The sequence below is a fragment of the Nocardiopsis endophytica genome, assembly GCF_027706725.1.
Classification (GTDB): Bacteria; Actinomycetota; Actinomycetes; order Streptosporangiales; family Streptosporangiaceae; genus Nocardiopsis_A; species Nocardiopsis_A endophytica.
The window spans coordinates 36,269-50,992 of record NZ_JAQFWQ010000030.1 but is presented as its reverse complement, the minus strand read 5'-3'; the positions used below and the strand labels follow the sequence as shown (position 1 = coordinate 50,992).

General features: G+C 74.5%; 10 protein-coding genes and 1 riboswitch. Of the genes, 3 read left to right on the top strand and 7 right to left on the bottom strand.

Translation table 11 applies throughout. The features are described from left to right. Positions 1-176 precede the first annotated feature (176 nt). The 7 genes from O4J56_RS12690 to glgP form a co-directional block, all read right to left on the bottom strand. Positions 177-2,048: a serine/threonine-protein kinase gene (locus tag O4J56_RS12690; RefSeq protein ID WP_270685943.1), complete on the bottom strand. Its 1,872-nt coding sequence runs from the start codon at positions 2,046-2,048 to the stop codon at positions 177-179. A 146-nt stretch (positions 2,049-2,194) separates the two neighbouring features. Continuing rightward, positions 2,195-2,749, bottom strand: coding sequence for a YbaK/EbsC family protein (locus O4J56_RS12685; protein ID WP_270685942.1), 555 nt, complete (start codon positions 2,747-2,749; stop codon positions 2,195-2,197). A gap of 29 nt (positions 2,750-2,778) precedes the next feature. Next, positions 2,779-3,567: an enoyl-CoA hydratase/isomerase family protein gene (locus O4J56_RS12680; RefSeq protein WP_270685941.1), complete on the bottom strand. Its 789-nt coding sequence runs from the start codon at positions 3,565-3,567 to the stop codon at positions 2,779-2,781. A 55-nt stretch (positions 3,568-3,622) separates the two neighbouring features. Next, positions 3,623-4,333, bottom strand: coding sequence for an energy-coupling factor transporter transmembrane component T (locus O4J56_RS12675; RefSeq protein ID WP_270685940.1), 711 nt, complete (start codon positions 4,331-4,333; stop codon positions 3,623-3,625). Continuing rightward, positions 4,327-5,841, bottom strand: coding sequence for an ABC transporter ATP-binding protein (locus O4J56_RS12670; protein ID WP_270685939.1), 1,515 nt, complete (start codon positions 5,839-5,841; stop codon positions 4,327-4,329). Before O4J56_RS12670 ends, O4J56_RS12675 begins: the two co-directional genes overlap by 7 nt. Beyond that, the gene (locus tag O4J56_RS12665) at positions 5,838-6,425 is read right to left on the bottom strand and encodes an ECF transporter S component (protein ID WP_270685938.1); all 588 of its coding nucleotides are present in this window, start codon (positions 6,423-6,425) and stop codon (positions 5,838-5,840) included. The genes O4J56_RS12670 and O4J56_RS12665 overlap by 4 nt, the downstream gene beginning before the upstream one ends. Before the next feature lie 60 nt (positions 6,426-6,485). Further along, positions 6,486-6,591, bottom strand: a riboswitch (TPP riboswitch). Positions 6,592-6,660: 69 nt separating this feature from the next. Further along, on the bottom strand, positions 6,661-9,291 hold the full coding sequence (gene glgP, locus O4J56_RS12660; protein WP_270685937.1) for an alpha-glucan family phosphorylase: 2,631 nt from the start codon (positions 9,289-9,291) through the stop codon (positions 6,661-6,663). Positions 9,292-9,679: 388 nt separating this feature from the next. On the opposite strand from glgP, the gene O4J56_RS12655 reads away from it, so the two are divergent. The 3 genes from O4J56_RS12655 to O4J56_RS12645 are packed head-to-tail and all read left to right on the top strand — an operon-like array spanning position 9,680 to position 14,720. Next, positions 9,680-11,632 carry an alpha-1,4-glucan--maltose-1-phosphate maltosyltransferase gene (locus tag O4J56_RS12655; protein ID WP_270685936.1) on the top strand — a complete coding sequence of 651 codons (1,953 nt, stop codon included), beginning with the start codon at positions 9,680-9,682 and terminating at the stop codon, positions 11,630-11,632. Then, the gene (treS, locus tag O4J56_RS12650; protein ID WP_270685935.1) at positions 11,629-13,338 is read left to right on the top strand and encodes a maltose alpha-D-glucosyltransferase; all 1,710 of its coding nucleotides are present in this window, start codon (positions 11,629-11,631) and stop codon (positions 13,336-13,338) included. Before O4J56_RS12655 ends, treS begins: the two co-directional genes overlap by 4 nt. Further along, on the top strand, positions 13,335-14,720 hold the full coding sequence (locus O4J56_RS12645) for a maltokinase N-terminal cap-like domain-containing protein (protein WP_270685934.1): 1,386 nt from the start codon (positions 13,335-13,337) through the stop codon (positions 14,718-14,720). Before treS ends, O4J56_RS12645 begins: the two co-directional genes overlap by 4 nt. The last annotated feature ends 4 nt before the right edge of the window (positions 14,721-14,724 follow it).

Below are 14,724 nucleotides of genomic sequence, written 5' to 3'. Positions count from 1 at the left end.
GGCGCGTCCGTGGTACCTCAAGGGTGCCAAATGCGCTGGTCGCATCCGGCGCCGGGGGCGCGTTCCGGTCCCGCGCCCCGCGGGCTCGTCGTCCTGACACCACCGATGTTACTGACTGGTAGCCCAGACGGCGAACGCGGGTGTGCGCTCAGAGCGAACAGGGGGCCGGCGCCGCCTCAGCCGAACCAGTGGCTGGGCGCCCATCCCGTCCACACCGGGGCGGAGGTGAACCCGAAGGAGAGCACCAGCAGCGCGAACAGCACGGTGAACACGATCACGCCCCAGTAGACGTAGACGCTGCGGAAGCCCGCCTTGTCCACCAGCTCCATGGCCTGGCGCCGGGCGCCCCGGCCGTTGGTGCCCACCATGTTGCCCAGCACCATGAAGAACACCATGTAGGAGCCGATGTTGTTGGCCGTGTTGGTATCGGTGACCATCCCGATGATCAGCCCCAGCACGAAGCCGATGCCCAGGTAGATCAGCCCGAAGCCCAGGTTCACCCCCAGCGAGCGGATCAGCGCCACCGGCATGCTCAGCGCCACCACCATGGTGTCGGAGCTGCGCGGGCCGCGGGTCTGCAGCCGCTTGGCGTGGTCGGACTTGACCTTGTCCAGCCCGCCCAGCACGCTCACCACCAGCAGCCCGAGCACCAGGCCGATGGTGGGCACCACCAGCGCCAGCCCGGCGATCAGCGCCGCCACCGGCAGCAGGTAGAGCCTGGGCAGGTGCCACCGCTCGTCGTCGTAGTCCTCGCCGCCGTAGCCGCCGAAGTAGTCCGACCAGCGGTCGGTGCGGCTGCGGCCCCCGCGGCCCTGGCCGCCGTACTCGCGGGAGGTGGTGTAGCCCTCCTCGACGCCGTCGCCGCCGAACATCGCGGTCTGGTCGGGGGCGCCCCCGCGGCCCTGCTCCTGGCCGACCGGGGTCAGGATGTCGCGGAAGTCCTCGGGGCGCAGCGTGGAGTTGAAGTACTGGGTGTGCGGCCCCTGCGCGGCCTCGTCCTCATCGTCGTCGGCGTAGTAGGTGCGCACCTGCGGTTCGGGCTCGGCCGGGGCCACCTGCGTGTGCTGCGCCTGCTGCGCCTCGGGCTCCTCCGGCGCCACGGGCTCGGGCTCCTGGTGGAGCGCCTGCTCCTGCTGCTGCGGGGGCCGCTCCTGCATCGGCGCGTGCACCGTGTGGCTGCCGGTCGTGCCCGACGCCGCGTAGGCCGCCATGTCGTCGCTGAGCGGCAGGTCCAGGTTGAGCCGCGCGGTCTCGGCCACCAGCTGGGCCGCGGTGGGGCGGGCGGACATGTCCCGGGAGACCGCCGCGTTCACCAGCGGGCGCAGCTGGTCGGGCATCCCGTCCAGGCTGATCTCCCCGTTGAGGATGCGGAAGAAGATGACCTCGAAGGACCCGGCGCCGTAGGGCGCGGTGCCGGTGGAGGCGAAGGCGACGGTGGCGCCCCAGGCGTGCACGTCGGTCGCCGGGCCGAGCGCCGTCCCCTCGATGACCTCCGGCGACAGGTAGCTCGGGGTGCCCACGAAGGTGCCGGTCTGGGTGAGCTTGGCGCCGTCCACGGCGTGGGCGATGCCGAAGTCGATGACGATGGGCTCGCCGTTGGAGATGATGACGTTGCCCGGCTTGAGGTCGCGGTGGATGACCTCGGCGGCGTGGATGTCGTCGATGGCGCGCGCCAGGCCGCCGACGAAGCGGGTCAGGGCGCGCCCGCGCAGCGGGCCGTGGTTCTCCACGGTGGCGTCCAGGGTCGGCCCGGGGATGTACTCGGTGACCACCCAGGGCAGCTCGGCATCGGTGTCGGCGTCGATGACCTCGGCGACGTTGCGGCTGCGCACCCGCCGCATGGTCTCCACCTCGCGGGCCAGCCGGGCGCGGGCGATCGCGTCCCCGGCCACCTCCGAGCGCAGCACCTTGATCGCCACGAAGCGGTCCTGCCGGGGGTCGTGCCCCTGGTACACGACGCCCATGCCGCCCTGCCCGATGCGGCGCCGGATGGTGTAAGGGCCGACGCGTTCCGGCAGCTCCTCGCCCTCGGGGAAACCTGCCGTCATAGCCATTGCCTTCTCATCCCCTCAAACCCCGCATACCACCACACCAGCTTAGCCGTCGGCCGGGGGACCTCTGCGGCCGGCGGCCGCGGGTCCCGGAGTCCCGGGCAACCCCATGAGTATGACGGAAATCCGGGGCGCCCGGTTCCTCAGCCCGCGGCCGGAACCCCCAGCCCGTCGACGACCTGGGCCCCCGGCAGCCGCGCGAGCGCCGCCCCGGGGACGATGAGCTTGGCCGCGCGCACGCCCGCGCCTACCACGGCGCGGGGGCACCGTGCGGCGGCCGCGTCGACCAGGACCGGCCATTCCGGGGGCAGCCCCACCGGGGTGATGCCGCCGAAGGCCATGCCGGTCGCCTCCACCGCGTCCTCCTGGCGGGCGAAGGAGGCCTTGCGCGCCCCCAGCAGGCGGCGCACCGCCCCGTTGACGTCGGCCCGGGTGGTGGCGAGCACGACGCAGGCGGCCGTGCGCACCTCGCCCGCCCGCCTTCCCGCCACGATCACGCAGTTGGCCGAGGCCTCCGGCGGGACGCCGTAGCGCTCGCAGCACGCGGCCGTGTCGGCCAGGTCCGGATCGATGGGCGCCACCAGCGGCTCCTCCTCGCCCTCGGCCCCCTTCCACCCCTCCAGGGCGGCGGCGACGGGCGGGGCGAGCAGGTCGGGCCGCTCGCGGGCGGGCACGGCGTCGAACCCCCACACCTGCATCGGCTCACTCCTCTCTCGGCCGCGGTTCCTCAGCGGCCGGTGAACTCGGCCTTGCCGGGGCCCTGCTCCACGAAGCTGCGCATCCCGGCCTTCTGGTCCTCGGTGCCGAACAGGCCCGCGAACCACCCGCGCTCGATCTCCAGGCCGGTGTCCAGGTCGGTCTCCAGGCCCCGGTCGATCGCCTCCTTGGCGGCGCGCAGCGCCACCGCCGGGCCGCCCGCGTAGCGGGCCGCCATCTCCACGGCGGCCGAGTACACCTGGTCGGCCGGGACCACCTTGTCGACCAGGCCGATGCGCTCGGCCTCGTCGGCGCCCACGTGCCGCCCGGTGAAGACCAGGTCCTTGGCCCGGGCGGGGCCGATCAGGCGCGGCAGGCGCTGGGTGCCCCCGGCGCCCGGGATGATGCCCAGCTGGATCTCGGGCTGGCCCAGCTTGGCGTCCTCGGCCGCGACCCGGAAGTCGGCGCACAGCGCCAGCTCGCACCCGCCGCCCAGGGCGTAGCCGGTGATCGCGGCGACCACGGGCTTGGGCACCCGCGCCACGGCGGTGAAGCAGTCCTGGAGGACGCGCGAGTGGGCGCTCATGTCGGCGAACGACATGTCGGCCATCTCCTTGACGTCGGCCCCGGCCGCGAAGACCCGCTCGCCGCCGTAGAGGACCGCCGCCGCCACCGAGCCGTCGGCGGCGACCTCCTCGGCCGCGGCCCCGATCTCCCGCTGCACCTGCGCGTTGAGCGCGTTCATCTTGGGCCGGTCCAGCCGGACCACCGCCACCGCCGGGTGGGTCGGGTCCTTCTCCACGCGCACGAACTCCGGCACGTCTCTCGCCTCCTGTACCCGCTGTTGCCCTGTCACCCAGGTGTCTACCACGGCCTCACGCGAACAGCGGGCGCCAGGCCCCCAGCCACAGGGACAGGACGTAGGCGGCGGCCAGCACGGCGGCCGTGGCCGCCAGCAGCGCCGTGTCGGCCCACGTCCACACGCTGCTCCGGGCGTGCGTGCGCGGCCCGGTGCCGAACCCGCGCGCGTCCATCGCCGCCGCGAGCTGCGTCCCGGTCCGCACCGCCCGCACCAGCAGCGCGAACACCTTGCCCGCGAACAGGCGCACCGCGGCGGCCGGACGCCCGCCCGCCTCCAGCCCGCGCGCGCGGCGGGCCAGGGTGAGCATGCGCCACTGCTCGGCCAGCAGCGGCACCAGGCGCAGCGCGGCCAGCACCCCCAGGGCGGGCCGCTCGGGCACCTTGAGCCGCTGCACCAGCGCGTCGGCGGTCTCGGTGGGGTCGCTGGTGAGCACCGCCAGCACGCACGGCAGGGCGATGGCCGCCAGGCGCACGCCCAGACCGAGCGCGGCCATCGGGCCGGCGTCCCCGTAGAGCAGGTTGACCACCGCCACCGAGCCCGCCGCCAGCAGCAGCGGCGGCAGGAGCACCAGCGCGGCCCGCGCCGGGATCCCGGCGAACGGCAGCAGCACGGCGACGGCCGCCAGCACCACGCCGGGGGTGACGGGGTCGACCACCGGCGCCAGCGCGACGGCGACCAGCAGGGCGGCCACCAGCTTGGCCGCCGGGTTGCGGCGCGTCAGCACGGGTCCCCCCGCTCCCCCGCCGCCAGGCGCAGCTCCGCGTCGGCGAACCCGTCGAGCAGCCGCTCGTCGTGGGTGGCGGCGACCACGGCCCGGCCCTCGTGGCGCAGCCCGTGCAGCAGCTGCGCCAGCTCCGCCCAGGTCACCGCGTCCTGGCCGAAGGTCGGCTCGTCCAGCAGCAGCACGTCGGGGGCGTGCTCGGGGCCCGCGCTCAGCGCGGTGGCCACCGACAGGCGGCGCTTCTCTCCGCCGGACAGGGTGAAGGGGTGGGCGTCGGCCAGGCCCTCCAGGCGCAGCCGCCCCATCAGCTCGGCGGCCCAGGCCCCCGCCCGCCGCGCGCCCAGCCCGGCGCGCAGCGGCGCGAACTCCAGCTCGTCGCGGACCGAGCCGGTGACGAACTGGTCCTCGGCGTGCTGGAACACGGTGCCCACGCGCCCGGCCAGCCGCCGGGCGGGCCAGCGCCCCAGGTCGCGCCGGTCGGCCCCGGCCAGCGCCCCGGCCGGGCGCACCCGGCCGCCGTCCGGGCGGGCCAGCCCGCCCAGCAGCCCCAGCAGGGTCGACTTGCCCGCGCCGTTGGGGCCCGTCAGCACCGTGACCGCGGAGGCGCGCACATCGGCCTCCACCCCGTCCAGCACGGCGCGGCGGCCCCGGGAGGGCACGCCGGGTCCGCGCGGCTCCAGCGCGCGCAGGGCGCGGGCCTCGATCAGCGCCTCCCCGGGGCGGCCGTGGCCGCGCGGCGCCTCGGGCTCGCGCCCCGGCACCCACACCCCGCGCGCCGCGAGGTCGGCGCCCCGGGAGGCGAACACCCGCTCCGGCGGGCCGTCGGCGGCCACGCCGCCGCCCGGCTCCAGCACCACCACCCGGTCGACCAGGCCGACCGCCTCGGCCACCCGGTGCTCCACCAGCACCAGGGTGGCGCCGCTGCGCGCGGCCAGGTCGGCCACGACCCCCCGGACCAGCGCGGCCCCGGCCGGGTCGAGGTTGGCGGTGGGCTCGTCGAGCAGCAGCAGCCGCGGCCGCATGGCCAGCGCACCGGCGATCGCCAGGCGCTGCTGCTCGCCGCCGGACAGCGCGGCGGTGGAGCGGTCGGTGCCGTAGGGGAAGCCCACGTCCGCCAGGGCGGCGCGCACCCGGGGGCCGATCTCCTCGGGCGGCACGCCCAGGTTCTCCGGCCCGAACGCCGCGTCGTCCCCGGCGCGCGCCATCACCAGCTGCGCCTGCGGGTCCTGGCCCACCAGGGCCGCGCCGCCGCGCCCGCGCCGGGCGGGGGCGCCGTCCAGCAGCAGCTCCCCCTCGGACTCGCCGGTGACCGCGGCGTCCGGCCCGGTCAGCCCGGCCAGGGCGTGCAGCAGGGTGGACTTGCCCGCCCCGGACGGGCCGAGCAGCAGCACCCGCTCCCCCGGCGCGACGGACAGGTCCACCCCGCGCAGCGACCAGGCGTCGCGCCCGGCGTAGCGCCAGCCCCAGCCGATGAGGTCCACGCGCGCACCCTGGAGGGCGTCCGCGCTCATCCGCGCGCCGAGGGGAACGGCGAGAGCGCCCCGGCTCGGGCCAGCGCGGTGGTGAGCGCGCGGCTCCCGGCGCCGCCGATCACGGCGGCGCTGACCACCACGATCACCCCGTAGGCCAGCATGAAGTGCGGCGGCCAGGTCGGGTAGTACAGGGTCAGGTCCATGGCCACCGGCGCCAGCCCGGCCACCGCCCCGGCGGCCACCGACACGCCCATGCCCCAGCGCCGGTACCGGGTGGCGGCGAACACCAGCTCGGGCAGCAGGCCCTGGAGCAGCCCGGCGACCAGCACCATCAGCCCCCAGGAGGTGCCCAGCAGGGCCGAGACGGCCGCGGCGGCCACCGAGGTCAGCACCCCCGCGCCCGGCCTGCGGATCACCTGCATGCCCAGCACGCCCGGCACCAGCCACATCCCGTAGATCACCGCCTGGGCGGGCGGGAAGAACAGGAACACCGGCTCGGTCGCCGACCAGAGCATGCCCCAGACCCAGAACACGACGCCGACGGCGACGCCCAGGACGGCGGCGACGACGATGTCCACGGTGCGCCAGCGGACCGAGCCCGCCTGCGGATTCGCGATCTTCAACGGATGTCCCTTCGTATCGGTGGCGACACGAGGGGGCGTGAGCCAAGAGCGCCCGTCGCTCGGGCGGGTCCTACGACTTCCTTCGCCGGCATGATCCGGATCAGGTGTCTAAGGGTCTGCGGCCGGACCGCACTCTCAGCGCCGGAGCGCTCCCCTGTCGTTCCCGTCCATTATGACCGAACGGTCGGAAACGGGACGACCCGCCCTACCGCGGCACGCCCTACCGCGGCAGGCCCTACCGAAGAACGATGCCGTCGTCCATCGCCTGCGGCGGGTCGGGCAGGACCACCAGGCCCATCTCCACCGGGCAGGTCAGGCGCGGGTGGTACGGCAGCACCCGCACCGTGTACCCGCAGGCCCCGGCCCGCGACAGCGGCACCGTCCCGGTGTAGCGCAGCAGCGCCCCCTCGCCGCCGTCCGGCTTCAGCTCCACCGCCAGCGGCTCCTCCAGGCGGTCCCCCTCGCCGACCCGGCCGATCAACGCCTCCACCCGCACGTCGCCCGGTTCCAGGCCGCCCAGCACCACCGTGGCGTGCACCGTCAGCTCGCCGCCCACCTGCGGCGCCTCCTGCACGCCCGCCACGTCCACGTGCTGGATGCGCACGCCGGGCCAGCCCGCGCGCACCCGCCGCTTCCAGTCGGCCAGCTCCCGCGCCCCGGCCGCGCCGTCGGCCAGCAGGCGGCGCGAGGAGTCGGCGGCGCCCTGGTAGAGCCGCTCGGTGTACTCGCGCACCATCCGGGTGGCCAGCACCTTGGGCCCCAGCGACACCAGGGTGTGCTTGACCATCTCCAGCCAGCGCTTGGGCAGCCCGGAGGCGTCGCGGTCGTAGAACAGCGGCGCCACCCGGTGCTCCACCAGGTCGTACAGGGCGCGCGCCTCCAGGTCGTCGCGGCGCTCGGGGTCCTCGACGCCGTCGGCGGTGGGGATGTCCCACCCGTTCGAGCCGTCGAACCACTCGTCCCACCAGCCGTCGCGCACCGACAGGTTGAGCCCGCCGTTGAGCGCCGACTTCATCCCCGAGGTGCCGCTGGCCTCCAGCGGGCGCAGCGGGTTGTTCAGCCACACGTCGCACCCCTGCACCAGGGCGGTGGCCAGCGCCATGTCGTAGTCGGGCAGGAACACCAGGCGGTGGCGCACCCGCGGCTCGTCGCCGAAGCGCACGATCTCCTGGATGAGCCGCTTGCCGCCCTCGTCGGCCGGGTGCGCCTTGCCCGCGATGACGATCTGCACCGGCCGGTCCGGGTGCAGCAGCAGCCGCCGCAGCCGCTCGGCGTCGCGCAGCATCAGGGTGAGGCGCTTGTAGGAGGGCACCCGGCGGGCGAAGCCGATGGTGAGCACGTCCGGGTCGAGCGCCTCGTCCACCCAGCCCAGCTCGGCGGCGCCCGCCCCGCGCACCCGCCAGGAGGCGCGCAGCCGCTCGCGGGCCTCCTCGACCAGCCGGGCGCGCAGCACGCGGCGCATGTGCCACAGCTCGGCCTCGTCGGCGCCGGTGACCTTGCGCCACCCCTCGGGCCCGGTGAACTCCCCGGAGTCGGGCACCAGGCGCGCGGCCAGCTCCTGGGCCTCCTCGGCGACCCAGGTGCGGGCGTGCACCCCGTTGGTGACCGAGGCGATGGGCACCTCCTCGGCGTCGAACCCGGGCCACAGCCCCTGGAACATCGAGCGGCTCACCGCCCCGTGCAGGCGGCTGACCCCGTTGGCGCGCTGGGCCAGGCGCAGCCCCATCACCGCCATGTTGAACACGCCCGGGTCGCCGCCCTCGTGGTCCTCGGCGCCCAGCGCCAGCAGCCGGTCGGCCGGAAGCCCCGGCACCGCCGGGGACGGACCGGCCAGGTGGCGGCGGACCGACTCGCGCGGGAACCGGTCGATCCCGGCCGAGACGGGGGTGTGGGTGGTGAACACCGAGCCCGCGCGCGCGGCCTCCACCGCCTCGTCGAAGCCCAGGCCGGTCTCCATGTACTCGCGTACCCGCTCCAGCCCCAGGAACCCGGCGTGGCCCTCGTTCATGTGGAACACCTCGGGCACCGGGTGGCCCGCGCGCCCGCAGTACAGCCGCACCGCGCGCACCCCGCCCACGCCGAGCAGGATCTCCTGGCGCAGCCGGTGCTCGCCCCCGCCGCCGTAGAGCCGGTCGGTGACCGCCCGCATCTGCGGGCTGTTGCCCTCGTGCATGGCGTCCAGCAGCAGCAGGGGCACCCGCCCCACCCGGCACACCCAGATGCGGGCGGCGAGCCGCTCGCCGTCGGGCATGTCCACCGCCACCTCGGCCGGGGCGCCGTCCTCCCCGGCCAGCCGGGACACCGGCAGGCCCTCCGGGTCGACCTCGGGGTAGGACTCCAGCTGCCACCCCTCGGGCGAGAGCGTCTGGGCGAAGTAGCCGTGCCGGTAGAGCAGCCCCACCCCGACCAGCGGCAGGCCCAGGTCGCTGGCGCTCTTGAGGTGGTCCCCGGCCAGGATGCCCAGCCCGCCCGAGTACTGCGGCAGCGCGGCGGTGAGCCCGTACTCGGCGGAGAAGTAGGCCACCGCGGCCGGGGGCGCCGGCGCCCCGCCCGCCGCGGCCTCCTGGGCCGCCCGCTGGTACCAGCGCGGCTCGGACAGGTAGGCGTCCAGGTCGGCGGCGGCCTCGGCGACGCGCCGGGTGAAGGAGGCGTCCCCGGCCAGCGCGGCCAGCCGGTCGGCGCCGGCGTCGCCGAGCAGGCGCACCGGGTCGCCCCCGGCCGCCCGCCACAGCTCCGGGCCGACGGCGCGGAAGACCTCCCGGGTCGGGGCGTGCCAGGCCCAGCGCAGGTTGGCGGCGAGCCGCCCCAGCGGGGCCAGCGGCTCGGGCAGGACGGTACGGACGGTGAATCTGCGGATCGCCTTCACGCAGCGGGACGCTAGTCCAGCGGCGGCCCGTGCACCAGGACGCCGCGCAATTTCACGTGCATTCGCACGCCGAATTCCCGTCGCGCCCGTTACTCCCGTGACAGAAGACCGTTATGCCGGTTTTCACAGAATTGAAACGCGGCGAAATCGCCGCGGACATCCGAATCGGAAGTGTGACGACTATCACAAAAATAAGGACCGCCGGACTGTCGGAAGCGGGCGCCCGCGCGCCGACGATAGGACTGTGGGCGCGGCGCCGATACGGCCGCGATTCCCCTCGAAAACCCCAGGTACCCCCTGCCCTCATTCGGTGATGGGCACTGCCCTGAATCGGGTCACACCGGCCACACGCGGCAAATGGCGCCGCCCGCGAAGAATTGGTGCACACGTGATAGGACGAATCCCCGTACTCGACCCCGCCCCGGTGCTCTCCTACGGCACCGCCCAGGCCGCCGAGCACGAGACGGTCCCGGTGGCCGCCACCGTGCTGCGGGAGGGCCACGGCGCCCTCGGCGCGCACGCGGTCCTGTACGACCCGCGCGGGCGCCGCCGCGCCCGTGTGCGCATGGCCGAGCAGGCCCCCGGAACCGACCGCTACACCGCCGGGGTGCGCCCGGATGAGCCCGGCAGGTGGAGCTTCGCGATCGAGGCCTGGGCCGACCCCTACGCCACCTGGAGGCGCGAGGCCGCCGCCAAGATCCCCATCGGCCAGGACACCGAGCTGGTGCTGGAGGAGGGCGCCCGGCTGCTGGAGCGCGCCGCCCGGCGGGTCCCGCGCCGCCCCGCCCTGGCCGCCGCCGCCCGCACCCTGCGGGACACCTCCCTGCCCGCCGCCGACCGGCTCGCCGCGGCCGCCGCCGGGGAGGCGGCCGCGCTGATGGAGGCCGAGCCGCTGCGCGACCACCTCACCCGCACCAAGCGCTTCCCGCTGCAGGTGCACCGGCGGCGCGCCCTGGTCGGCTCCTGGTACGAGTTCTTCCCCCGCTCCGAGGGCGCCCACTACGACGAGGCCGAGGGCGTGTGGCGGTCGGGCACCCTGCGCAGCGCCGCCAAGCGGCTGCCCGCCATCGCCGACATGGGCTTCGACGTCGTCTACCTGCCGCCCGTGCACCCCGTCGGGCACACCTTCCGCAAGGGGCGCAACAACACCCCGGCGGCCGGCCCCGGCGACCCCGGGTCGGTCTGGGCCATCGGCTCCCACGAGGGCGGGCACGACGCGCTCCACCCCGACCTGGGCGACCTGCGCGACTTCGACGCCTTCGTGTCCGAGGCCGCCGCGCACGGCATCGAGGTCGCCCTGGACCTGGCCCTGCAGTGCTCGCCCGACCACCCCTGGGTGGCCGAGCACCCCGAGTGGTTCACCGAGCGCGCCGACGGCACCATCGCCTACGCCGAGAACCCGCCCAAGAAGTACCAGGACATCTACCCGCTGGACTTCGACCGCGACCCCGAGGGCCTGTACGCCGAGGTGCTGCGGGTGGTGCGGTTCTGGATGGACCGCGGGGTGCGCATCTTCCGGGTGGACAACCCGCACACCAAGCCGCTGGCGTTCTGGGAGCGCCTGCTGGGCGAGATCGCCTCCACCGACCCCGACGTGGTCTTCCTGTCCGAGGCCTTCACCCGCCCGGCCCCGATGCACGCCCTGGCCAAGGCCGGGTTCCACCAGTCCTACACCTACTTCACCTGGCGCACCGGCAAGGAGGAGCTGCAGGACTTCGCCACCTCCCTCGCCGGGGAGGCCGCCGCCCACATGCGCCCCAACCTCTTCTGCAACACGCCCGACATCCTCCACGCCTACCTGCAGGAGGGGGGCCGCCCGGCGTTCGAGGCGCGGGCGGTGCTGGCCGCCACCCTGGCGCCCTCGTGGGGGATCTACTCCGGGTACGAGCTCTGCGAGAACACCCCGCTGCGCCCCGGGAGCGAGGAATACCTCGACTCCGAGAAATACGAGTACAAACCACGGGACTGGGACGCGGCCGATGCCGCGGAAATGTCGATCTCCCCGCTGATCCGCAGGCTAAACTGTCTGCGGCGCGACCACCCGGCATTGCAGGAACTGCGCAACCTGCGGTTCCACGATGCCGACCAGCCGGAGCTGATCTGCTATTCCAAACGGCTGGCCGGGGACACGGTCATCGTCGTCGTGAACCTCGATCCGCACCACGCCCGCGAGGCGACGGTGCGACTCGACATGCCCAATCTGGGATTCTCGCCCGAAACGAGCCTGTCGGTACGCGACGAGCTCTCCGGCGAGACCTACACCTGGGGTCGGGCCAATTATGTGCGCCTCGACCCGGCCGTCCAGCCCGCCCACGTCCTGACGGTGGAGCCGCTCCCGTGACCACATCCGCCCTGCCGCCCAATCCGCACTGGTACAAGCACGCCGTCTTCTACGAGGTCCAGGTCCGCGGCTTCCACGACTCCAACGGCGACGGCGTGGGCGACCTGCGCGGACTCATCGACAAGCTCGACTACCTGGCCTGGCTGGGCATCGACTGCCTGTGGCTGCTGCCGCTGTACGAATCGCCGCTGCGCGACGGCGGGTACGACATCTCCGACTACATGGCCGTCCAGCCCGAGTTCGGCACCATCGCCGACTTCGTCGAGCTGGTCGAACAGGCCCACGCGCGCGGCATCCGCATCATCACCGACCTGGTGATGAACCACACCAGCGACCGCCACCCCTGGTTCCAGGCCTCGCGCACCGACCCCGAGGGCCCATACGGCGACTTCTACGTCTGGTCCGACACCACCGACCGCTACTCCGACGCGCGGATCATCTTCGTCGACACCGAGCAGTCCAACTGGACCTACGACGAGGTGCGCGGCCAGTACTACTGGCACCGGTTCTTCTCCCACCAGCCCGACCTCAACTTCGAGAACCCCGCCGTGCAGGAGGCCGTGCTGGAGGTGCTGCGGTTCTGGCTGGACCTGGGCATCGACGGCTTCCGCCTGGACGCGGTGCCCTACCTGTACGAGCGCGAGGGCACCAACTGCGAGAACCTCAAGGAGACGCACGAGTTCCTCAAGCGGGTGCGCAAGGAGGTCGACCGCCTCTACCCCGACCGGGTGCTGCTCAGCGAGGCCAACCAGTGGCCCGCCGACGTCGTAGACTACTTCGGCGACTTCGAGTCCGGCGGCGACGAGTGCCACATGAACTTCCACTTCCCGCTGATGCCGCGGATGTTCATGGCGGTCCGCCGCGAGCAGCGCTACCCCATCTCCGAGATCCTCGCCCAGACGCCCCGCATCCCCGCCAACTGCCAGTGGGCCATCTTCCTGCGCAACCACGACGAGCTGACCCTGGAGATGGTCACCGACGAGGAGCGGGACTACATGTACGCCGAGTACGCCACCGACCCGCGCATGCGCGCCAACGTGGGCATCCGGCGCCGGCTGGCCCCGCTGCTGGACAACGACCGCGACCAGATCGAGCTGTTCACCGCCCTGCTGCTGTCCCTGCCCGGCTCCCCGGTGCTCTACTACGGCGACGAGATCGGCATGGGCGACAACATCTGGCTCGGCGACCGCGACGCGGTGCGCACCCCCATGCAGTGGACCTCCGACCGCAACGCCGGGTTCTCCCGCTGCGACCCGGCCCGGCTGTACCTGCCGCTCATCCTCGACCCGGTGCACGGCTACCAGGCGCTCAACGTCGAGGCGCAGCGCGGCGACGCCGGGTCGCTGCTCAACTGGACCCGCAAGATGATCCGCATCCGCAAGCGCCACCCCGTCTTCGGCACCGGCGACTTCTCCGAGCTGCACGCCAGCAACCCCAGCGTGCTCGCCTTCGTGCGGGAGTGGGGCGACGACCGGATGCTGTGCGTCAACAACCTCTCCCGCTTCCCCCAGCCCGTCGAGCTGGACCTGCGGCGCTTCGAGGGGGCCACCCCCGTGGAGTGCACCGGCGGGGTGCGCTTCCCCGCCATCGGCGAACTGCCCTACCTGCTCACCCTGCCCGGCCACGGCTTCTACTGGTTCCAGCTGCCGCCGGTCGAGGAGGGCGACGGCCCCACCACCGACGACCGCACCCGGGACACGGCATGAAGGAGATCGAGGAGCTGCTGGCCGCGTGGCTGCCGCGGCAGCGCTGGTTCGCCGGCAAGCGCGCCCCCGTCGAGGCGGTGCGCGTCGAGCACGACCTGCCCGTCGGCGGCGGCGACCCCGGGCCGCACGGCCCCGGCATGCGCCTGCTGGTGGTGCGCGTGGACCAGCCCCGCGGCACCGACCGCTACCTGGTGGTGCTCGGCCTGGCCGAACCCGGCCGGCTCCGCCCCGCGCTGGAGCACTGCGTCATCGGCCGGTGCCGCGTCCGCGGCGCCCGGCGCACCGCCTACGACGCCCTGTACGACCCCGAGCTGACCGCCCGCCTGCTGCACCTGATCGCCCGCGGGGCCGACCGCGGCCCACTGCGCTTCCGCACCCGGCCCGGGCGCACGGTCCGCACCGGCCTGCGCAGCCTCGTGCTCACCGGCGAGCAGTCCAACACCTCGCTGGTGTTCGGCGAGGAGTACGTGCTCAAGGCCTTCCGGCGGCTGTGGCCCGGCCTCAACCCCGACCTGGAGCTCAACGGCGCCCTGGAGGGCTCGCCGTACGCGGCCCCGCCGCACGGGTGGATCGAGGCCGACATCGACGACGGCGGCCGACCGGTGTCCACCACCGTCGCCATGCTCCAGGGCTACCTGCGCAGCGCCACCGACGGCTGGGTGCTGGCCGCCACCAGCGTGCGCGACCTGTACGCCGCGCCCGGCGGCGGCCCCGCCGGCGCCGGGGGCGACTTCGCCGCCGAGGCCGAACGGCTCGGCGCCGCCACCGCCGCCGTGCACCGGGCGCTGGCCCGCGCCCTGCCCACCGACGTGCTCTCCCCGGCCTGCCTGCGGGACCTGGCCGACGCCATGGCCCGCCGCCTGGACGAGGCCACCGAGCAGGTGCCCGAACTGGCCCCCTACGCCGGGGTGCTGCGGGCCGCCTTCGACGACTTCGCCCGCGCCCCGGACCCGCTGCCCGTGCAGCGCGTGCACGGCGACTACCACCTGGGCCAGGTGGTGCGCACCGACGCCGGCTGGGTGCTGCTGGACTTCGAGGGCGAGCCCGCCGTGCCGGTGGCCGAGCGGCGCCGCCCCTCCAGCCCGCTGCGCGACGTGGCCGGGATGCTCCGCTCCTTCGACTACGCCGCCCGCCACCAGCTGATCGGCAGCGCCGAGGAGGAGCTGCTGGCCCCGGCCGCCCGCGCCTGGGCCGACCGGAACCGGGAGGCGTTCTGCGCCGGGTACGCCGCCGGGGGCGGCACCGACCCGGACAAGCACCTGACGGCGCTGCGCGCCTTCGAGTACGACAAGGCGGTCTACGAGGTGCTCTACGAGGCCCACCACCGCCCCACCTGGCTGCGCGTGCCGCTGGACTCCATCGCCGCGCTCGCCCACGCTTGAGGAG